Source organism: Pseudomonas fluorescens, from assembly GCF_902498065.1.
GTDB lineage: Bacteria > Pseudomonadota > Gammaproteobacteria > Pseudomonadales > Pseudomonadaceae > Aquipseudomonas > Aquipseudomonas fluorescens_BJ.
Genome location: NZ_CABVIR010000010.1, coordinates 85,010 through 104,442, shown reverse-complemented (window position 1 = coordinate 104,442; position 19,433 = coordinate 85,010). Strand labels below are relative to the sequence as shown.

Annotated in this window: 16 protein-coding genes, 4 tRNA genes and 1 pseudogene; 7 read left to right on the top strand and 14 right to left on the bottom strand. The window is 59.1% G+C overall.

Annotated elements, in window-relative coordinates; all coding sequences use genetic code 11:
* Positions 1-8: 8 nt before the first annotated feature.
* Complete coding sequence (locus F8N43_RS27045) at positions 9-2,231, bottom strand: DNA internalization-related competence protein ComEC/Rec2 (protein WP_150654604.1); 2,223 nt, start codon at positions 2,229-2,231, stop codon at positions 9-11.
* Positions 2,232-2,366: 135 nt separating this feature from the next.
* Here F8N43_RS27045 and F8N43_RS27040 point away from each other — a divergent pair, with 135 nt between their 5' ends.
* Positions 2,367-2,885 carry a DUF2062 domain-containing protein gene (locus F8N43_RS27040; RefSeq protein ID WP_150631749.1) on the top strand — a complete coding sequence of 173 codons (519 nt, stop codon included), beginning with the start codon at positions 2,367-2,369 and terminating at the stop codon, positions 2,883-2,885.
* Positions 2,886-2,967: 82 nt separating this feature from the next.
* Here the strand turns inward: F8N43_RS27040 and F8N43_RS27035 are convergent, their stop codons facing one another.
* From F8N43_RS27035 to F8N43_RS27020, 4 genes are all read right to left on the bottom strand, one after another.
* Complete coding sequence (locus tag F8N43_RS27035; protein ID WP_046049056.1) at positions 2,968-3,747, bottom strand: ABC transporter permease; 780 nt, start codon at positions 3,745-3,747, stop codon at positions 2,968-2,970.
* The gene (locus tag F8N43_RS27030; protein ID WP_150631750.1) at positions 3,744-4,676 is read right to left on the bottom strand and encodes an ABC transporter ATP-binding protein; all 933 of its coding nucleotides are present in this window, start codon (positions 4,674-4,676) and stop codon (positions 3,744-3,746) included. The genes F8N43_RS27035 and F8N43_RS27030 overlap by 4 nt, the downstream gene beginning before the upstream one ends.
* Before the next feature lie 133 nt (positions 4,677-4,809).
* Complete coding sequence (locus F8N43_RS27025) at positions 4,810-5,433, bottom strand: glutathione S-transferase family protein (RefSeq protein ID WP_150631751.1); 624 nt, start codon at positions 5,431-5,433, stop codon at positions 4,810-4,812.
* A gap of 43 nt (positions 5,434-5,476) precedes the next feature.
* A complete protein-coding gene (locus F8N43_RS27020) occupies positions 5,477-6,136 on the bottom strand; it encodes a transglutaminase-like domain-containing protein (protein ID WP_150654603.1) in 660 nt (219 codons plus the stop codon).
* A 249-nt stretch (positions 6,137-6,385) separates the two neighbouring features.
* Here F8N43_RS27020 and F8N43_RS27015 point away from each other — a divergent pair, with 249 nt between their 5' ends.
* Positions 6,386-8,833: an acyl-CoA dehydrogenase gene (locus tag F8N43_RS27015; protein WP_150636056.1), complete on the top strand. Its 2,448-nt coding sequence runs from the start codon at positions 6,386-6,388 to the stop codon at positions 8,831-8,833.
* A gap of 74 nt (positions 8,834-8,907) precedes the next feature.
* Positions 8,908-9,315 carry a PA2817 family protein gene (locus F8N43_RS27010; RefSeq protein ID WP_027924016.1) on the top strand — a complete coding sequence of 136 codons (408 nt, stop codon included), beginning with the start codon at positions 8,908-8,910 and terminating at the stop codon, positions 9,313-9,315.
* Positions 9,316-9,502: 187 nt separating this feature from the next.
* Here the strand turns inward: F8N43_RS27010 and F8N43_RS27005 are convergent, their stop codons facing one another.
* Positions 9,503-10,501 (bottom strand): LysR family transcriptional regulator, encoded by a 999-nt coding sequence (locus tag F8N43_RS27005; RefSeq protein ID WP_150654602.1) that lies wholly within the window; start codon positions 10,499-10,501, stop codon positions 9,503-9,505.
* A 91-nt stretch (positions 10,502-10,592) separates the two neighbouring features.
* Here F8N43_RS27005 and F8N43_RS27000 point away from each other — a divergent pair, with 91 nt between their 5' ends.
* The 3 genes from F8N43_RS27000 to F8N43_RS26990 all read left to right on the top strand — a co-directional run bounded on the left by F8N43_RS27000 (position 10,593) and on the right by F8N43_RS26990 (position 12,725).
* Complete coding sequence (locus F8N43_RS27000) at positions 10,593-11,219, top strand: alanyl-tRNA editing protein (protein ID WP_150654601.1); 627 nt, start codon at positions 10,593-10,595, stop codon at positions 11,217-11,219.
* Positions 11,220-11,311: 92 nt separating this feature from the next.
* The gene (locus tag F8N43_RS26995; RefSeq protein WP_150654600.1) at positions 11,312-12,082 is read left to right on the top strand and encodes a 2OG-Fe(II) oxygenase; all 771 of its coding nucleotides are present in this window, start codon (positions 11,312-11,314) and stop codon (positions 12,080-12,082) included.
* A gap of 1 nt (position 12,083) precedes the next feature.
* Positions 12,084-12,725: a LysE family translocator gene (locus F8N43_RS26990; protein ID WP_150631757.1), complete on the top strand. Its 642-nt coding sequence runs from the start codon at positions 12,084-12,086 to the stop codon at positions 12,723-12,725.
* 116 nt (positions 12,726-12,841) lie between these two features.
* On the opposite strand, the gene F8N43_RS26985 is transcribed toward F8N43_RS26990, so the two are convergent.
* From F8N43_RS26985 to F8N43_RS26970, 4 genes are all read right to left on the bottom strand, one after another.
* Positions 12,842-12,917 (bottom strand) — tRNA-Gly (locus F8N43_RS26985).
* A gap of 3 nt (positions 12,918-12,920) precedes the next feature.
* Positions 12,921-12,996: transfer RNA gene (locus tag F8N43_RS26980), tRNA-Glu, on the bottom strand.
* Between the two features lie 104 nt (positions 12,997-13,100).
* Positions 13,101-13,176: transfer RNA gene (locus F8N43_RS26975), tRNA-Gly, on the bottom strand.
* 4 nt (positions 13,177-13,180) lie between these two features.
* Positions 13,181-13,256, bottom strand: a tRNA-Glu gene (locus F8N43_RS26970).
* Between the two features lie 393 nt (positions 13,257-13,649).
* Between F8N43_RS26970 and F8N43_RS26965 the strand changes: the two genes are divergently transcribed.
* On the top strand, positions 13,650-14,408 hold the full coding sequence (locus F8N43_RS26965) for a hypothetical protein (RefSeq protein WP_191630157.1): 759 nt from the start codon (positions 13,650-13,652) through the stop codon (positions 14,406-14,408).
* A 463-nt stretch (positions 14,409-14,871) separates the two neighbouring features.
* Here the strand turns inward: F8N43_RS26965 and F8N43_RS30065 are convergent, their stop codons facing one another.
* The 4 genes and pseudogenes from F8N43_RS30065 to F8N43_RS26950 all read right to left on the bottom strand — a co-directional run bounded on the left by F8N43_RS30065 (position 14,872) and on the right by F8N43_RS26950 (position 19,269).
* Positions 14,872-15,735: a methyl-accepting chemotaxis protein gene (locus F8N43_RS30065; RefSeq protein WP_412072605.1), complete on the bottom strand. Its 864-nt coding sequence runs from the start codon at positions 15,733-15,735 to the stop codon at positions 14,872-14,874.
* Positions 15,733-15,957: pseudogene (locus tag F8N43_RS30060) on the bottom strand (HAMP domain-containing protein); the annotation flags it as partial. The pseudogene F8N43_RS30060 and the gene F8N43_RS30065, both read right to left, overlap by 3 nt.
* A gap of 987 nt (positions 15,958-16,944) precedes the next feature.
* On the bottom strand, positions 16,945-18,327 hold the full coding sequence (locus F8N43_RS26955) for a PLP-dependent aminotransferase family protein (protein ID WP_150631760.1): 1,383 nt from the start codon (positions 18,325-18,327) through the stop codon (positions 16,945-16,947).
* A gap of 180 nt (positions 18,328-18,507) precedes the next feature.
* Positions 18,508-19,269 (bottom strand): SDR family oxidoreductase, encoded by a 762-nt coding sequence (locus F8N43_RS26950; RefSeq protein WP_150631761.1) that lies wholly within the window; start codon positions 19,267-19,269, stop codon positions 18,508-18,510.
* Between the last annotated feature and the right edge of the window lie 164 nt (positions 19,270-19,433).

Here is a 19,433-nt window from a genome sequence, read left to right as displayed (position 1 = left end):
ACGCGCGGTTATTGCGTGGATCGCCAGAAGCGCCGTTCTTGACGCATCGTCCACGGTGGCTGGAAGCGTCCGAGGTGCAGACGGATGGCGCCCTGCTCGGCGCTGTCATGGATTGCCATGCCGCGTTTTTGGTAACGAGCCACGACCGTGGGATGCGGGTGACCGAACGAATTGCCGTTGCCGCGCGAAATCAGTACGGCTTTGGGTTGCAACACCGCGAGCAGCGCCGCAGACGACGAACTTCGGCTGCCATGGTGTGGCGCCTGTAACCAATCGGTGGTCACAGCGAGTGGACTGTCGAGCAGGGCCCGCTCGGCGGCGCTGTCGATGTCACCGGTCAGTAATATTCGCTCACCATTGGCTTCGATCTGCAGCACGCAGGACTTTTGATTGCTGTCCGAGGCCGAAGGCCATTGCCAGAGCTGGAACCTCACGCCGTCCCAGGTCCATTGCCGGCCACTCTCGCAGGCTTCAGCGCGCAACTCGGCGGGCAGCGCCAAGGGATCACCACTGAGCACTTGCTTTACCGGCAAGCCGTTGGCAACCGCTCGCGCACCACCGGCGTGATCGGCGTCGGCGTGGCTGATCAGCATCAGGTCGAGTCCGTTCACGCCGAGTTTGCGCAACGTGGGCAGAACCACTCGTTCGCCCAGATCGAAGTCGCCGAAGCGGGGTCCGGTGTCATACAACAGCGTGTGATGACGGGTTCGCACCAGAATCGCCAATCCCTGGCCGACATCCAGCTGCCAGACTTCGGCGATGCCCTCTGACAAAAGTGGCCGAGGTGGAAAAACCAGTAACAGCAGCAACGGCCAACCCAGTGGGCGCAGCGGCACACCGCGCGGCATTAACAGCAGAAACGCGCCGAGGGTGCCCAATACCCATACCCACAATGGAATCGCCACGGGCACCCAAGCCGGCAATTGACCGGCCATCAACCCCAGGCCCTTGAACAATCCATCGATCAACCCACCCGCCAACCACAACAATCCCTCGCCCACATAAGGCAGCGGCAACAACAGGGTTCCCAGCAAGGCCGGCGGCAATACCAACAAACTGATCCAGGGCACCGCCAGCAGATTGGCGACCGGGCCGCTGAGACTGATCGGCAATCCCAGCACCAGTAACAATGGGCCCAGGCCGATCGCGATCAGCCATTGAGCACGGGTCCAGGTTTGCCACCATCGCCAAGGGCCCAGCCGACCGCCGAAAGTGAAGATCAACACCGCCACCGCGGCGAAGGACAGCCAGAAACCCGGTTGCAGGCTCGCCAGCGGGGCCAGCAACAAAACAGCGTTGAGTGCCAGCAACAGCGGCCACCAGGCGCCAAGGTGACGAAATCGCAGCCGCCACAACAGCACCAGGCCGATCATCACGCAGGCCCGCCGCACCGGCACGTCGAACCCCGCCAGCAGTCCGTAACCAAGGGCTGCGGCGAATGCCAGCGCGCACGCCCATGGCAGCCACGGCAAACGGTTCGGCCACACCCCGTAGCGAGCGAGTCCGGCAATCAGCAGGTACACCACCCCCGCCAGCAACCCGATGTGCTGTCCGGAAATCACCAGCAAATGCACGGTGCCGGTGTCTTGCAACACCTGCCAATCTTCACGACTGAGCCCGGCGCCATCTCCCAACACCAGCGCAATCAACGCCCCGGTTCGTCCTTGGGCATCCACGGCTTGCAAACGCTGGCGGATGCTGTCGCGCCAGGCCCATCGGGCTTCGGCAAGCCTCTGGCCATCCTTGACCGTACCGGTCGCACCAACGCGTTGTGCCAACAACCAGGCGTCGTAATCGAAGGCATGAGGATTGAGCAGCCCGGCAGGACGTTTCAACTTCACGGCCAGCCGCCAGCGTTCACCACTGTTGACCGGCGGTCCGTCATACCAGGCCAGGCGCATCCGCTGCGGCAGCTTTGCCTGTCGCGACCGGGCGTCCGTCAATTCGAAACGCACAACCCCATCATTGTTCTGCGGCAAACCGGTCACGCGACCTTCGACCCAACGGGTTTCGCCATCGAGATTTCCTGGCAAACGATCATCCAGCGCCCACTGTGCATTCGCGCCCGCCCAACTGAATCCGAACAGAAAAAATGCCAATGAATACGTCCGGAACGGAAGCACCATCAATCCCATTACAGGCAACACCAGCCATAACCAGACCGGCGGTAATACCGGCAAAAAGCGCAGGGTCAGCAGACCCAACGCCAGCGCCATCATCCCTGTGCGCATACGCCCGTCCTTGAGAGTCCCCTCCTAGGCATAGCCGGCCCACGGCACGTGCATCGTTATTAATTGTCACAAAGTCTGAATGGGCGGCTCATAGAATCCAGACATACTTGCCGCCTTAACCGACCGAGAAGCCCTATGCCCCGGCGCTTATTCAAACGTTACATGCCAGACCCGACCAGCATCAGGGAACACAAATCCTTACGCTTTCTCGGCACGCTGTTGCATGACCCGAACCTCTGGCACCTCAACCGTCACTCGGTCGCACGAGCCATGGCGGTGGGTTTGTTTGCGGCATTTCTGCCGATTCCGTTGCAGATGCTGGTGGCGGCCGTTCTGGCGATCATGGTGCGTGGCAATATGCCGATTGCGGTCAGTCTGGTCTGGCTGACTAATCCGATCACCATGCCTGCGGTGTTCTTTTGTACCTATCAGACTGGGGCGTGGTTGATGGACGTGCCTGCCCGGCACTTGCCGGATGAGTTGACCTGGGAATGGATCAGCGGCGAGCTGTCTACGCTGTGGCAGCCGTTTTTGTTGGGGTCGGTTGTGACGGGGCTGGTATTGGGTGCGCTCGCGTACTGCCTGGTGATGATGTACTGGCGGTGGTGGGTGAGTCGGCAGTGGGCTCGGCGGAAGAAAAAACGGATGTTGTGAATGTTAAAAGGCCTCCGCGTCGGGAGGCCTTTTTTGTGGAGCGGATGGGATCGGGGTACATCCTAATGGCGAGCTGGCGAGCTTAGGTACGCATCCCCCGCCCACTCACCAACAACCGCGCACACCCGACATACAACACCACCGTCGCCACCAGCATGAACGTAATCGCCACACTGATCCGGATATCCGAAACCCCAAGAATCCCGTACCGAAACGCATTGACCATGTGCAACACCGGGTTCGCCAACGACACAGTCTGCCAAAACGGCGGCAACAACGAGATCGAGTAAAACACCCCGCCCAAGTAAGTCAGCGGCGTCAGCACAAACGTCGGAATAATCGAAATGTCATCAAAGTTGCGCGCAAACACCGCGTTGATGAAACCCAGCAACGAGAAAATCGTCGCCGTCAGCACCACCACCAGAATGGTCACGCCCAGGTGATGCACCTGCAGCTGGGTAAAGAACAGCGACAACAGCGTCACAATCACCCCGACCATCAACCCGCGCAGCACGCCGCCCAGGGTGTAGCCGATCAGAATCGTGTGCGGCGACACCGGCGACACCATCAATTCCTCGATGGAACGCTGGAACTTGCTGCCGAAGAAACTCGACACCACGTTGCCGTACGAGTTGGTGATCACCGACATCATGATCAGCCCCGGCACGATGTATTCCATATAGGTGAAACCACCCATGTCACCGATCTGCCGGCCGATCAGATTGCCGAAAATCACGAAGTACAAAACCATGGTGATCGCCGGCGGCAGCAGCGTCTGCGGCCAGATCCGGGTGAAGCGCTTGACCTCGCGGTAAACGATGGTATTGAGCGCGACGAGGTTGGGTTGCAGCTCGGAACTCATACCGCCACCTTCGACAGATTTTTCTCCACCAGGGACACGAACAACTCCTCGAGGCGATTGGTTTTGTTACGCAGGCTCGACACTTCGATGTTCTGCTGCGCCAGTTGAGTGAACAGCGCGGTGATGCCCATGGCCTTGTCGACCTGGACTTCAATCGTGTGGCTGTCGAGCAGCTTGGTTGGGTAACCGAGCAGCTGCGGTGCGACGCTCAATGTGTTTTTGATATCGAGCAGGAAGGTTTCCACATGCAGCTGGCCAAGCAGCTGTTTCATGCTGGTGTTCTCGACGATGGTGCCGTGATCGATGATGCCGATGTTGCGGCACAACTGCTCAGCCTCCTCCAGATAGTGGGTGGTGAGGATGATGGTGATGCCTTTCTGGTTCAGCTCGGTGAGAAACGTCCACATCGAACGACGCAGCTCGATATCGACGCCGGCCGTCGGTTCGTCGAGGATCAGCAGACGCGGTTCGTGAACCAGTGCGCGGGCGATCATCAGGCGGCGCTTCATGCCGCCGGACAACGAACGCGACGGCACATCGCGCTTGTCCCACAGCCCGAGCTGGGTCAGGTACTGCTCGGCGCGTTCCTTGGCGATTTTCGGCGGGATGCCGTAGTAACCGGCCTGGGTCACGACGATGTCGAAGGTTTTCTCGAACTGGTTGAAGTTGAATTCCTGGGGCACCACGCCGATGCAACGCTTGAGCTGCGCAGGATTCTTGTCCAGGTCGTTACCGAAGATATTCACCGTGCCGCTGGTCTTGTTCACCAGGGTCGAGAGAATGCCGATGGTCGTGGATTTGCCGGCGCCGTTGGGGCCGAGCAAGGCGAAAAAGTCACCTTCAGCGACGTCCAGATCGATACCACTCAGGGCCTGGAAACCGTTGCCGTAGGTTTTGGTTAGCTGCCGGATGGACAGAGCGGAACTCATATCGGATTTACGCACCAAGAAGGGAAGAAAGGGATCAATAAGGGCGGGCGGCGAGCAATGCAACCGCGGCGCATGAGCGCAATGGTGCTTGTCGCCGCCACACAAGTACAGTCAAGTGTGTCGATAGTGAGTATTAAGTCAACGCGGTCATGACGGCTTTCTTGTACGCCGCACGCTGCTTCAGTCGTGCATACCAGGCTTGCAGATGAGGCTGCGGGGCACGCTCGATCGGCATCTCGAACCAGGCATAAATGAAGCTGCCCAGCGGAATGTCGCCCATGCCGATTTCATCGCCGGACAAGTACGGTTTGGCCGCCAGGGCCTGATCGGCCATCGCCAGCAGAGCATCGCACTCTTTGATTGCGGCGTTGATTGATGGCCAATCCTGCTGGTCCGCCGGGGTGCGCAATACGCCCCAGAAAACCGTGCGGAACGGGCCGGCAAAACTTGAAGTGGTCCAGTCCATCCATTTGTCCGCAGTGGCGCGGGCCTGCAGATTTTCCGGGTACCAGGCTGTGCCGCTGGCGTGGAGAGCCATCAGGTAACGCACGATGGCGTTGGACTCCCACAGCACGAAGCCGTCGTCTTCAATCACCGGCACGCGACCGTTGGGGTTCATCGCACGATATTCGGGCGTATCGACCACGCCAAAGGCGCCGCCCGCATCAATGGCTTCATAGGCCAGGCCCAGCTCTTCGGCGGCCCACAAAGGTTTTCTGACATTCGACGAATTTTTCCGACCCCAGATCTTCAGCATGACCGCCTCTTGTTTGATGAATGCGCAGGCAGCATACGCCGGATCAGGTGCGACTCAAATCGCTCTGCATGTCCCCCAGCATTAGCGGCAGTTGCTCGCCGAACAGATGCGGATAGCACTTTTCCAGGTGTTCGAAAAAGAACGCCTCCGGCACATCGGTGAACTGACCGTGATCGATCAGGTACTCCATCAGTTGCTCACCATCACGATTGAACGGATGGAAAACACTGTCGTTGATTCCGTCGAACTCCAGCGGCGCAACGTTGAACAATTCGCAGAGTTTCTGGTTAAACGCCGGCGTGGCTTTGACCCAGCGATCGTTCAGGTACAGCTCTGTATAACCATGCATGGCGAACACATCGCTCTTGAGCAATTCCAGCAAACGCGGGGTCGACAAATGATTGCGCACATCCGCCAGACCGATCCGCGCGGGAACCCCGCAATGCCGGGCCGCACCCGCCAGCAGCGTGGCCTTGGGCACGCAATAACTTTCCCCGGCCGCCAGCGCAAAACTGCCACGCAAGGTGTCTGGATCGCGGCTGAACGTATAGGGGTTGTAACGCACGGCCTCGCGCACTGCGTAATAGAGATTGATCGCCTGCTCGAGCGGGTCGCGGCGACTGCCACGATGTTTTTCGGCGAACTCCACCACCGACGGGTGGTCACTATCGATGAAGCGGCCGGGACGCAGATACTCGTGCATGAGGACAATCTCCTGGGGAAGCCACGAGTCTAGCGACAGGTTCAGCACAGAGATAACGACGTTTCGGCCAAACATGGACGCTTTGCCGCCCGCCCAACGAACGATTCGCACGGCCCGTTGCCAACCGGCCCTACAAAACTCATCGAAGGTTTCCCACGAAATCAATCACCTCGCTCTGACCACCCTGTTTTGCGGATGCCGTCTAAGCTCTGAAGGTTGTTTTTGCCCTTGTTTCACGGAGGATTAAATATGCTGCTGTTGTGGATACTGGTTCTGGTTGTCGGAATTGCTTATCTGGCCCACCGCCGCATCGCCCCGCTCCCCGCCCTGTGCATCGTTGCCGTTTACGTGGTGGCGATGGGCGCCTTCAGCCACGCGCCAGGCTGGCTGTTGCTGGTGCTCTGGGTGTTGATCGCGGCTGTCGCGGCGCCCTTGTTGCTGCCCGACCTGCGGCGTAAATTCTTCAGCGCGCCGCTGTTCAACTGGTTCCAGAAAACCCTGCCGCCCATGTCGGAAACCGAACGCGACGCCATCGACGCCGGCACCGTATGGTGGGACGGCGAACTGTTCAGCGGGCGTCCTGACTGGGACAAATTGCTGTCCTACCCAAAAGCACAGTTAACCGAAGAGGAACAGGCCTTCATCGACGGCCCGACCGACGAACTCTGCGCGATGGTCACTGACTGGCAGATTGGCCAGGACATGGACCTGCCTGCCGAAGCCTGGACCCACATCAAGGAAAACGGCTTCTTCGCCCTGATCATTCCCAAGGAATACGGCGGCAAGGGGTTTTCTGCCTACGCCCACTCCCAGGTGGCGATGAAACTGGCGACCCGCAGCGGCGACCTCGCCTCCACCGTGATGGTCCCCAACTCCCTCGGCCCGGCCGAACTGCTGCTGCATTACGGCACCGACGAACAACGCAATCATTACCTGCCACGTCTGGCGCGCGGCGATGACATCCCGTGTTTCGCATTGACCGGGCCACTGGCCGGCTCCGATGCCGGCTCGATGCCCGACACCGGGGTAATCTGCAAAGGCGAATGGGAAGGCAAGGAAACCCTCGGCCTGCGCCTGAATTGGGAAAAGCGCTACATCACGCTCGGCCCGGTCGCCACCCTCCTCGGCCTGGCCTTCAAGGCGTACGACCCGGATCACTTGCTGGGCGATGAAGTAGATTTGGGTATCAGCCTTGCGTTGATCCCGACCGATACCGCCGGTGTGGAAATCGGCCGTCGTCACTTGCCATTGGGCGCTGCGTTCATGAACGGCCCGAACTCGGGCAAGGACGTATTCATTCCGCTGGACTTCCTCATTGGCGGCCAGGAAATGCTGGGCAAAGGCTGGATGATGCTGATGAACTGCCTGTCTGTCGGGCGTTCGATTTCATTGCCTGCGGTCGGCACCGGCGCGGCGAAATTCACCAGTCTGGTGACCGGTCAATACGCGCAGATTCGTGAGCAGTTCAACGTACCATTGTCGGCGTTTGAAGGTATTCAGGAAGCGATGGCGCGCATCGGCGGCAACGCCTGGATGATGGACGCAGCGCGGATGCTCACTGCCAACGCGGTGGACCTGGGCGAGAAACCGTCGGTGCTGTCGGCGATTCTCAAATATCACCTCACCGAACGCGGCCGCGAGTGCATCAGCCACGCCATGGACGTTCATGGCGGCAAGGCAATCATCATGGGACCGAACAATTACCTCGGACGCAGCTGGAATGGCGCGCCGATCTTCATCACCGTCGAAGGCGCGAACATCCTCTCGCGCAACCTGATGATCTTCGGCCAGGGCGCGATTCGCTGCCATCCATTCGTCCTGAAAGAAATGGCCCTCGCCGGTCGTGAAGACAAGGATCAGGCCCTCACCGAATTCGATGGCCTGTTGCTCAAGCACATCGGTTTTGCCGTGAGCAATGCTGCCAGCACGTTGGTGTTGAACCTCGGCTTCGGACATCTCGAACATACGCCAGGGGACAAGCTCAGCCAGGGTTACTTCCGTGCACTCAACCGTCAGGCTGCTGCATTCGCGATGCTCGCTGACCTGAGCATGATGTTGCTGGGCGGCGAATTGAAACGTCGCGAGCGTCTGTCGGCACGTCTGGGGGATGTGCTCAGCAACCTGTACCTGGCCTCTGCCGCGCTCAAGCGTTACCACGACCTCGATTCTCCGGAACACATGGCGCCGCTGTTTACCTGGGCCATGGAAGAAAGCCTTGGCCAGTCGGAACGCGCGCTGGATGAACTGCTGAGCAACTTCCCGAACAAGGTATTGGGCTGCCTTTTACGCGTGATCGTGTTCCCGTTCGGTCGCCGTCACAAAGGGCCTTCGGACAAACTCGGTGCCGAAGTGGCCGCGGTGATTGGGCGGGCCAAGGGCGATCCGACTCTCGAAGAATTGCTCGGTGGGTGCTTCCGCCCGCAATCGGCCGATGACGCCGTGGGTGCCCTGCAACACGCCTGCGACTTGCTGGACGCGGCGCAGGCCCTGCAGAAAAAACTGCATGTGGCGCTTAAAAGCGGTCAGGTCAAACCGGTTGCCGGGGAAAACGTCATCGATGCGGCATTGGAGTCGGGCGTGTTGCAGCCGGCCGAAGCGCAAAAGCTGCGGGATGCCGAAGTGGCGCGGCGCAAGGTGATCGATGTCGATGACTTCGACAAAGAAGAGCTGGTGCTGGCGGCCGGAAAAGTCCGCTGATCCAGCCAGTCATGTAAAAAGGTGCGCGGGAGCTTTATACTCCCGCGCCCGTTTTGCTCTTGAGGACTTATCTCGTGTCCAACGTCGTTGCCGATCATCTCGTCTTGCTCGACCACTTGCGCAGCATCCTGGTCGCCGTGGGTGAGGCCGAACAGGTTCCCGAAGAAAGCCATGCCTTGTTCCTGGAGCGCTTCGACGAACTGCGTGCACTGCTGCCGGTCGACCCGATCGAAAGCCAATACCTGGGCCAGGACATTCTGTGCCAGGTGATCACCCGTTACCCGCAAATCGCCCACCTGGTCCCGCGCGACCTGCTGTGGTACTTCGCCGGTGACTGCCTGCATTACATGCCCGATGATGAAATCGATTTGTATCAGGCCCTCGAAGAACGTCGCTTTGAAGCTGAACAGAACGATGAACCGTTCGACTGGAATCAGGAAAAACAGCTTCTGGCGATGTCGAACGATGACAGCAAGCACTGATTGCTGATCAGAAATGCAAAAAGGCCCGCATGGTTGAACATGCGGGCCTTTTTTGTGGCATTACCGAGTATTGCGGTGTCTGGACGGACGCCATCGCGGGCAAGCCCGCTCCCACAGGTTTTTGTGGTGGAGACGCAATCTCTGGCATCACACAAATCATTGTGGGGCTTGCCCGCGAAGGCGTCCGTCAGAGCAACCCATCACTCTCCGGCAACTCATACTCCGCAGCGACCTTACCCAGCGCACCAGGCTTGCCCGGCTTGCTCAGCGTCGGCTCCTTCTCCAGGCATTCCACCAGATAATCAATCAACACCCGCAGCTTGGGTGGCATGTAACGGGTCGGCGAATACAGCAACCACGCACCGCCGTGGTACGACGCCAGAAACGTCCAGTCCGGCAGCACCTGCACAATCAAGCCCTGCTCCAGCGCATAGCGCGCGGTGAAATACGGCAGGCTGCCAATCCCGATGTGCTGCAATACCGCGCCCAACCGCACACCGGTGTGATTGGCGGCATAACGCCCACGCACACCGACGGTGACGGCCTTGGTGCCTTTCTTGAATTTCCAGCGCGCATCACTGGGGGTCTCTCCCAGGTAGATGCAACTGTGGTTGAGCAAATCATGAGGATGAGTCGGCGTGCCGTGCTCGGCAAGGTACTGCGGGGTGGCACAGAGCAAATGGTCGATGGTCAGCAATTGCCGCCCCACCAGCCCGGCGGGTGGGCGATCAGTGATACGAATCGCCAGATCGACGTTGTCGTCGATCAAATCCACCTGACGGTCTTCGAGTAACAGTTCCACATCCACTTTAGGATAACGCCGCAGAAATTCCGGCATATGCGGGTGAATCACGAATCGTCCTACGGCTTTGGGTACGCTGACTCGCACCAGTCCTTCCGCCTCATGGGTGAATTGACCACTGATTTCCATCACCGACTTGGCCGCGCTGACCATTTCCTGGCAACGCTTGAATACTTCCTCGCCACCGTCGCTCAGCCGCAGCTTGCGCGTGGTGCGTTGCAACAGGCGCGTGGCGAGCGCCTTCTCCAGACGCGAAATGCTGCGACTGACCGCCGAAGGCGATGAGCCCAACTGACGCGCCGCTTCGGAGAAGCTTCCGGTCTCGACAACCTTGACGAATATCGCCATTTCACCGAGCAACGGCAGAGGGAGATTTATGCTCACAGCGCAACATTCCTTTGATGTTTGAACGGATTATCACGCAATTCCACGCTTCATATAATAAAAAACAGAATCTTTAATGAGGGCATGGAATATGACGCTTCGCCTCTTTTTCCATAGTGATGACCTCAAGGCCAACGTGGAAGTACTGGATTGCACGCCGCACGAGAACGAGTTCGCCGTGGTGCTGCGCGCAACACTGTTTCACCCTCAGGGCGGCGGACAGCCGTTTGACACAGGCTGGATCGGCGAAAGCCAGGTCTTGCGCGTGGTCCAGGACCCGGACCGGATCATCCATTTTGTCGACCGCCCGGCACCTCTCGGCATGATCCAGATTCGCGTCGATGAGCCGCGTCGTCAGTTCAATACGCGGATGCATTCCGCCGGCCATCTGATCGGCCATTTCGTCCAGGCCATGGGCTGGATGCCGATCAAGGCTCATCACTGGCCGGGCGAAGGACGTGTGCAGTTCAAACCGACGGACTCCGCACAGGAAGTTGATGCCCAAACCGTCGAGTTCGGCATTGAGCAATGGATCGCCCATGACCTGCCGCGCCTGACATCGTTGCGCGAAGGTGCACGGGAAATCGGTTTCGGTGAACTGCCCGCCTATGGTTGCGGCGGCACCCACGTACGTAGCCTGAAGGAGTTGGGCACGGTCACGATCGCTTCCGTTTCGCAGAAGAAAGGAACGCTGTCAGTCCACTACAGCGTGGATTGAGCAAGTGGGCGAGACCGAACCCGGCCTCGCCTGGCGCCGGGGGAGCCTGCATTCGCGGGTTCCGTTGACTATCCGATAGATGGACCTGAACCATGATGCTTGACGTCGAGCGTCTCGATGAGACGTGCATAAAAAAACTGGCCAACGAAGAAGTCCTCGCCATTCGGGTCAAAGGCTTCCTGCCCCCGCCGTTGGCAACGCAGATCGGCGACAAGATTCTCGCGCCCGGCTTCGAGGGCTACATCAACGCGCCGAGCATCGGCCGTATCGGCATGGCGTTTTATGAAGCGGAAAACCAGCCACTGCTGATTGAGGACTATTTCGAACGCGCCACGCGCAACATCGCCGAATTGCGCAACCGTTGCGCGCCCTACTCGTCCCCGGTCGACACCCTGCGTTGCATGCTCGATGAGTCCTGGCCGGCGGGTGCGCATCTGGAGAACCTCTACGGGCGCAAGATGTATGTCGGGTTGTCTCGAGTCGTGAAACCCGGCGTGTGCTTTCTGGCCCACCACGACATCTTCGCCAAGGACGCTCCGGACAGTTACCAGGCCAGAAGCCTCGACGCGCAGTTCGCCTGCAATGTTTACCTGAACATGCCCGCCGAAGGCGGCGCACTGCAGATGTGGGATCACGACATTTCGCCCGACCAGTTCGATGAAATGCGTGGCGACAGTTACGGCATCGATCCGGCGCTGCTCGGCGCTCCGATCCTGGAGATCCTTCCGGAACCCGGTGATTTCATCATGTTCAATTCGCGCTGCATGCACTCGGTGACACCGGGTGTGGCCGATCCGCGCTTGAGCCTTTCGTTCTTTGTCGGCTATCGCGGCAATGCTTCACCCCTTACGTTCTGGAGTTGAGATGCAGTATTCGAATTACCTGGGCGAGTTCCTGGCGCTGGCGACGATTCACTTTCTGGCCGTGGTCGCTCCCGGTCCGGATTTTGCGGTCACCATCCGCCAGAGCGTGCGTTTCGGTCGGTGGGTAGGCATCTGTACCGCGCTGGGCATCGGTGCGGGCATTTCCGTGCACGTGCTTTACACCCTGCTGGGTGTCGGCGCGCTGATGCACACCACGCCCTGGCTGCTGACCGTGGCCAAGGTGATCGGCGGTGCCTACATTTTGTACCTGGGCGTGAGCCTGTTGCGCAGCAAGCCCAAATCTGCGCTGGAAGGTGACAAAGAAGCCGACGAGCCGGTTGTCGAACAAACGCTGCTGAAGGCGTTCACCACCGGGTTTCTGACCAACGCGACCAATCCCAAGGCCACGCTGTTTTTCCTGGCGATCTTCACCACCCTCATCAGCGCCACGACTCCGCTGAACGTTCAGGCGCTCTACGGCCTCTGGATGTGTTTCGTGAACGCACTGTGGTTTGTCATCGTTGCCCTGTTCTTTTCCAGCAGCCGGGTACGCGTGCTGTTCATGCGCATGGGGCATTGGTTCGAACGCACCATGGGGGTGATTCTGATCCTGTTCGCCGGGCGCCTGATTCTGTCGATGTAAAAACACCGCCCACACAAAAGGCCCGCTCAGTCTGACTGGCGGGCCTTTTTTTCAGGCTTGGATACACATTTTGCACAAACAAAAACGCCGCTCAATGAGCGGCGTTTTTGTGAATTTGGAGCGGGAAACGAGACTCGAACTCGCGACCCCGACCTTGGCAAGGTCGTGCTCTACCAACTGAGCTATTCCCGCAAATGGCGTCCCCTAGGGGACTCGAACCCCTGTTACCGCCGTGAAAGGGCGGTGTCCTAGGCCACTAGACGAAGGGGACACGCTGCCCGGAACACATGGTGTGTGTTTCGGTGCCCAGACCCGCATCCGAAGACTTGGTTCTGGTTTCACTCAGCCCTGCCCGAAAGCAACGCTGTTTAAAATTGGAGCGGGAAACGAGACTCGAACTCGCGACCCCGACCTTGGCAAGGTCGTGCTCTACCAACTGAGCTATTCCCGCATATTGGCGTCCCCTAGGGGACTCGAACCCCTGTTACCGCCGTGAAAGGGCGGTGTCCTAGGCCACTAGACGAAGGGGACACACGTACAACATTCACTCCCTACCGCGTTTCGCTGTGTGCTTTACGCTGTAAGTGGCGCGCATTCTATGGATGGATTGAGAGGTCGTCAACCCCCAGATATAAATTTATTTAAATCAATGACTTCGCCCTGCTTTGGACGCTGAATACGGCTTTTTGCTCGCCCGGTGTTTGACGCCTATATTCTGACACCCGCCAAGACGTTATAGTCCACCCAAGCAACAGATGATGGCAATGTGCACCTCGCACACGATTACTTATATAAGCAGGGTTGCGGTCGATACAGGCATAAGCCCGTTCGTTTCAACCCGTCGAGCGGCCCTATGCGCTCCCCTGCCAAGCCACTACACTCGCACGCGAATCCCATAAAGAGGTCTTACCGGTGACACCACTCATGATCACCCTGCTAGTCGTAGCCGGGATCGCACTATTGATCGCCATTGGGTACATGAACCATGTGGTGGAAAACAACAAACTGGAAAAGGCCCGCACCAAGATTGAACTCAACGACCGCCTGCGTCGCTGTGGTGAAATTACCGAAACGTTCCCTGGCCAGTTGATGACACCGGCACTCAAGCTGCTGTTGACTCGCCTGGAGCTGAACGTCTGCCAGCGCCTGTTGAACATGGAAAAATCCAGCGCCAACCTCAAGGTGCGGATCAGCGAACTGAACACCCTGGTTGCGCAGGGTGAATCGATCCCGGTCAACAACCCGCCGGCACCGATCCAGACCGAAGCCAAAGCCAAGGATGTACGCTTCCTGCTCGAGGCCCTGCACGGGCAGATCACCCGCGCGGCACAGGACGGTTTTCTGCCGACCAACGAAGCCAAACGCTGGATCCGCGAAGTTCGCCACATCCTCGTCCTGTTGCACATCGAATTCTTCAACAACCTCGGCCAGCACTCCTTGCAACAAAACCAGCCTGGTCAGGCTCGACTGGCGTTCGAGCGTGGCGTGCAATACCTGCGCAAACAGCAGGAACCTCAGGTCTACGCCGAACAACTGGAATACCTGGAAAAGCTCCTGGCCCGCGCAAATGCACAAGTCATGGACAACATTGCACCGGCTGAAGGCGAAGTGAACCAATTGACCGAAGGCCTCAAAGACGTCGAGGCGGATGCGGACTGGAAGAAGAAAGTGATTTACGACTGATCAGAATTGTTGAGAAGAAACCACCTGAAGAGGTGGTTTTTTTTGCATTGAATTTGATGGGCAGTTACATCCGGAAAAAATGATCGGCTGTCAGGCCGCCATCGCCGGCAGGCCAGCTCCCACAGGGGTTCCGGGTACATCCATGAGAACAGGTCGGCTGTCAGGCCGCCATCGCTGGCAAGCCAGCTCCCACAGGGGTTCCGGGTATATCCATGAGAGCAGGTCGGCTGTCAGGCCGCCATCGCTGGTGGGCGAGCTCCCACAGGGGTTCCGGGTATATCCATGAGAGCAGGTTGGCTGTCAGGTAGCCATCGCTGGTGGGCGAGCTCCCACAGGGGTTCCGGGTATATCCATGAGAGCAGGTCGGCTGTCAGGCCGCCTTCGCTGGCAAGCCAGCTCCCACAGGGGTTCCGGGTATATCCACGAGAACAGGTCGGCTGTCAGGCCGCCAAGTTCCAAAGCGTCAAAGCCTGAAATGCCCGACCATCCCCTTCAACTCAACCCCCAACTGCGCCAGCTCGATACTCGACGCCGCATTCCCCTGCATCGCCAATGAAGACTGATCAGCACTCGCACGAATACTGGTCACACTGCGGTTGATCTCCTCAGCCACCGAACTCTGCTCCTCGGCAGCCGCTGCAATCTGCTGGTTCATCTGCTGAATCAACGACACCGCCGCCGCAATACTGCCCAAGGCACTTTCGGTCTGAAGCGCATCACTGACCGCCATCTTCACCAACTCGCCACTGCTCTGGATCTGATGCACCGACGACTGCGCTGCCGAACGCAAGGCGCTGACCAGTCGTTCGATCTCTTCAGTCGATTGCTGGGTCCGCTTCGCCAGGGCCCGCACTTCATCAGCGACCACGGCAAACCCCCTGCCCTGCTCGCCGGCCCGTGCCGCCTCGATGGCCGCGTTCAGTGCCAACAGGTTGGTCTGCTCGGCGACACTCTTGATCACGCTGAGCACCGTGCCGATATTCTGGATTTCCGCACTCAAGCTTTCGATGCTGGAACTGGCCGAGGACGCCGAGTCTGCCAACTGTTCGATTCGCGCCATGCTCTGGCGCACTACCACCTGGCCACTTTCGACCTTGTCGTCCGCCATCTGCGCAGCCTGGGCAGCTTCTTCCGCGTTACGTGCAACGTCGTGCACGGTAGCGGTCATCTGGTTCATTGCGGTTGCGACCTGCTCGGTTTCTTCCTTCTGACTGCTGACTTCAAGATTGGTCTGCTCGGTCACCGCCGACAACGATTGCGCCGAACTGGCCAACTGCTCGATGCCCGCCTGCAAACCACTGACAATGCTGCTAAGCCCCGCGCCCATTTGCTGCATGGCCTGCATCAGCTGGCCGATCTCATCCCGGCGGGTCACTTCGACCGTTGCACTCAAATCGCCTGCGGCAATCTGCTGAGCGACACGAATCACACTGCGCAACGGCCCTACGATCAATCGGGTAATCACCCACGCCGCGATCAGCCCGACCAGCAAGGCCAGGGCCGATGAACCGATAATCAGCAGCGAATTCTTTTTCAGCTCGGCCTGCATCGAATGGTCTTCGGCGACATAGGCCTGATCCACCCGCTCTACTACCTGCGCGGCGCGCTGATTCAGCTGTTCATAGACGGTTTTTTCCTGCGCCAGCAGGCCGGTGTACTCGGCAAGTTTTTCGCTGAAACCGCCAATGTGCCCGACCACCTCATTGAGGACAGTCTGGTAACCCTCATCCTTGACCGTGGTTTTCAGTTGCTCGGCCTGAACCAGCGCCTGATCGGCCTGCTCGATCTTGCCTTGGCCGGCACTGTCGTCACCCTTGCGGCTCTGGTCCAGACGCACGCGCGCTTCGTTCATGGCTTGCAACATCAGCCGCGATACCTGGCTGACCTGATTGGCCTGTTCGATGAACTGGCTACCGTCCTTGCCCTCGGACTCCTTCAAGGAATAAGCGCCATCGTCGGCGAGGCCGGCCTGCAGCACATCGAGGTTGTTGGCCACGCTGGACACCGACCAACTGGCCATCTCCAGCGCCAGATCCTTGGCCTGACTCAGCGAGACAAACTCGTCAAACGCCTTGCGGTAAGCGCCCAACGATTGCTCGACGTCGTTCATCACCGGCACGTTGGCCGGTGATTGCGCCTTGAGCTGGTTCGCCAGAACGACAAGGCCTTCAACGCCCTCGTGCAACGCAGTGACGATTTTCGGGTTGCCGTGCAAGGCGTATTCCTGCTCGAGCAGTCGTACCTTGAGCAGGCCACTGTTTAGCGACGACATCTGCTTGAGCCCGTCGAAACGCTGGCTGATGGTTTGCAGGGACCATACGCCAATGGCCGCCACCAAGGCTGTCAACAGCAGCACCAGCAGAAACCCGACACCCAGTTTTTTTGCCATACCGAGGTTGGCAAAACGTCCTTGCACGGCCGAAATCATTGCACTTAGTCCCCTGACATAGTCTGTTAACGCAGATTCGCAACGGGCCTGTATCAACACAAGTCTCTGGCGTCGGAATAATGGCAAAAAGCTACGCCAACGTCGTTTTCAGAACGCTTGAGGTCGATCCGAAGCGGTGGCCTGAAAAAATGCCCGGGCTCGCGGATCACAGGCATAGGCCACATTGATACGCTGCCAGGCATGGGTCTCACCGGTGGGGCTGAAGGCTGTCGCAGAAGACAGCAGGACACCATAGCGCCGAGCCTGTGTCCGCACGTGAGCGTAGTCGGACTTGCGCGATCGCGCCCAGATGAACAAGCCGCCGACGGGTTTGCCGAAGACCTCCCACTCGGCGTCTTCCAGCATCTGCAATGCGGCCTGTCGATCACTGCTCAAACGCTGTCGCAGCCGCAGTACCATTTTGCGATAGGCACCGCTCGCCAACAGGCAGGCCAGCACCGACTCGCAAAAACCGGAAGAGCCCATGCTGCTGATCCTCTTGACCTCGGCCAACCTTGAAATGACTTCAGCGCCAGCCACGACAAACCCGACCCGCAACGAACTGCTGAGGATCTTGGAGTAACTGCCGAGGTAAATCACATTGTCATCGGTCTCCAGGGCGGCGAGCCGCGCGCCCGGGCCGCTGTGCAAATCCGCGTAGACATCGTCTTCGATCACCAGCGTGCCATGGGTTTTCGCCAGTTGCAGGACCCGCTCCGCCACCGCCGGCGCCAGACTGCTGCCCGTCGGGTTGTGATAGAAGCTGTTGATGAACAATGCCCGGGGCTTGTTCTCCCGCAGCAGTACCTCGAGCGTTTCGATGTCCGGCCCGCGTGGTGTGCGCGGTACTTCAAGCATGTTGACACCACGAAGCCTGAGCAGCTCGAACAGCAAGGAATAACCGGGACTTTCCACCACCACACAATCACCTGGCTTGAGCAAAGTGCGCACGATCAGGTCAAGCCCTTGACTGGCGCCCGCCGTTGTCATGATTCGGCTTTCTTCTGCGACGATATCCAGCAGCCTCAGGCGCTTGAGAATTTGCTGACGCAGCGCCCGCGAACCCTGCGGCGTGCTGTAGTTGAACAGCGCAGCCATGTCAGTGCGACTGACCTGACGGATCGCGTAGATCAGGTCGTCGGTTTCACGCCAGCTTTCGGGAAGCCCGCCCCCCCCTAATTGCAGTTCCCTGCCGCTGCCGCGCGGATTGACCTCTGCACCCTCGGACCAAGGCAAGTCCGCAGCGATCAGCGCCGGGGTTGCGACGATGAAGCCCGCGCCATGACGCGGCACCAGCATGCCTTGAGCTACCAGGCGCTCGCAGGCTTCAACGACGCTGGACTGACTGAGCAAATTGACCCGTGCGATTTGCCGCGCCGAAGGTAATCGCGTCCCCGGTTCCATCTCGTTCTGACGCAGCCAGCAAGCCAGCGCGTCGACGATTTGCTGTACGACCGGCACCATTGCCTGTCGATCGATTCTCAATTCCATGAGCAAGCAAACTCCTGTTCGTTTGGCGGAAAACAGTTAATCACAGCAGCGCAGGATGGGCTGTGCGACAACGCCGCCAAAACTCATGGTTCTAACCATTTGAAACACATTGCCCGAGCCATTCCCGAGGCAAAAAAAACCCGCACACGTGCGGGTTTTCTTGCGTGGCATTGTCCGGCTTCAGAACGCCGTGACCCCACCATCCACCGCCAGCGAATGACCGGTGGTGAACGCGGCACCGTCGCTGCACAGGTACAGCACGGCACTGGCGATTTCTTCAACCTTGCCGATGCGACCCACCGGGTGCATGGCGTTGGCGAATTCGCCCTTCTTCGGGTCCGCTTCATAGGCACGGCGGAACATGTCGGTGTCGATCACCGCCGGGCATACCGCGTTCACGCGAATCTTCTTCTTGGCGTATTCGATCGCCGCTGATTTGGTCAGGCCGATCACCGCGTGCTTCGACGCCGCATAAATGCTCATCTTCGGCGCAGCGCCGAGGCCAGCCACCGAAGCGGTATTGACGATCGCGCCACCGCCCTGAGCCAGCAGCAACGGCAGCTGATATTTCATGCACAACCAGACGCCTTTGACGTTGACGCCCATGATCGCGTCGAATTCGTCGACCGTGCCTTCGGCCAGTTTGCCTTTCTCGATTTCGATGCCCGCATTATTGAAGGCATAGTCGAGACGGCCGTAGGTATTCACCACCTCGTCCATCAGATTTTTTACATCGCTTTCCAGGGTGACGTTGCAGCGCACGAAGGTCGCTTCGCCGCCCGCCGTGCGAATCAGCGCCACGGTGCCTTCACCACCTGCCGTATCCATGTCGGCCACCACCACTTTCAACCCTTCGGCGGCGAACGCTTGGGCGGTCGCGCGGCCGATACCATTGGCGGCGCCCGTGACTACAGCGACCTGGCCGGAAAACGTCATGCTCATTGTGATGCCCTCGAAGAGAAGAATTCGCAGGTTAGCGTGCGGCCAGTCTAGCCACAGGCACGCCCCTCGCGGCAGCACTATCAAAAGCCCGGTTAAGTGACCATGAGTTGCAGTGATAGAACCGCCACACTGACTATCACTGCACTGGATCGAGGTGCATTCGC

What these genes read in the sequence shown, in the direction of transcription:
- F8N43_RS27020 (WP_150654603.1), bottom strand. Translation starts at nt 6,136, where the DNA reads ATGCACGAGTATCTGCGTCCCGGCCGCTTCATCGATAGTGACCACCCG.
- F8N43_RS30065 (WP_412072605.1), bottom strand. Translation starts at nt 15,735, where the DNA reads ATGGGCGCGGGGCTTAGCAGCATTGTCAGTGGTTTGCAGGCGGGCATC.
- F8N43_RS27040 (WP_150631749.1), top strand. Translation starts at nt 2,367, where the DNA reads ATGCCCCGGCGCTTATTCAAACGTTACATGCCAGACCCGACCAGCATC.
- F8N43_RS27000 (WP_150654601.1), top strand. Translation starts at nt 10,593, where the DNA reads ATGACGCTTCGCCTCTTTTTCCATAGTGATGACCTCAAGGCCAACGTG.
- F8N43_RS26965 (WP_191630157.1), top strand. Translation starts at nt 13,650, where the DNA reads ATGATCACCCTGCTAGTCGTAGCCGGGATCGCACTATTGATCGCCATT.
- F8N43_RS26950 (WP_150631761.1), bottom strand. Translation starts at nt 19,269, where the DNA reads ATGAGCATGACGTTTTCCGGCCAGGTCGCTGTAGTCACGGGCGCCGCC.
- F8N43_RS26955 (WP_150631760.1), bottom strand. Translation starts at nt 18,327, where the DNA reads ATGGAATTGAGAATCGATCGACAGGCAATGGTGCCGGTCGTACAGCAA.
- F8N43_RS27015 (WP_150636056.1), top strand. Translation starts at nt 6,386, where the DNA reads ATGCTGCTGTTGTGGATACTGGTTCTGGTTGTCGGAATTGCTTATCTG.
- F8N43_RS27030 (WP_150631750.1), bottom strand. Translation starts at nt 4,676, where the DNA reads ATGAGTTCCGCTCTGTCCATCCGGCAGCTAACCAAAACCTACGGCAAC.
- F8N43_RS27025 (WP_150631751.1), bottom strand. Translation starts at nt 5,433, where the DNA reads ATGCTGAAGATCTGGGGTCGGAAAAATTCGTCGAATGTCAGAAAACCT.
- F8N43_RS26990 (WP_150631757.1), top strand. Translation starts at nt 12,084, where the DNA reads ATGCAGTATTCGAATTACCTGGGCGAGTTCCTGGCGCTGGCGACGATT.
- F8N43_RS26995 (WP_150654600.1), top strand. Translation starts at nt 11,312, where the DNA reads ATGATGCTTGACGTCGAGCGTCTCGATGAGACGTGCATAAAAAAACTG.
- F8N43_RS27045 (WP_150654604.1), bottom strand. Translation starts at nt 2,231, where the DNA reads ATGCGCACAGGGATGATGGCGCTGGCGTTGGGTCTGCTGACCCTGCGC.
- F8N43_RS27035 (WP_046049056.1), bottom strand. Translation starts at nt 3,747, where the DNA reads ATGAGTTCCGAGCTGCAACCCAACCTCGTCGCGCTCAATACCATCGTT.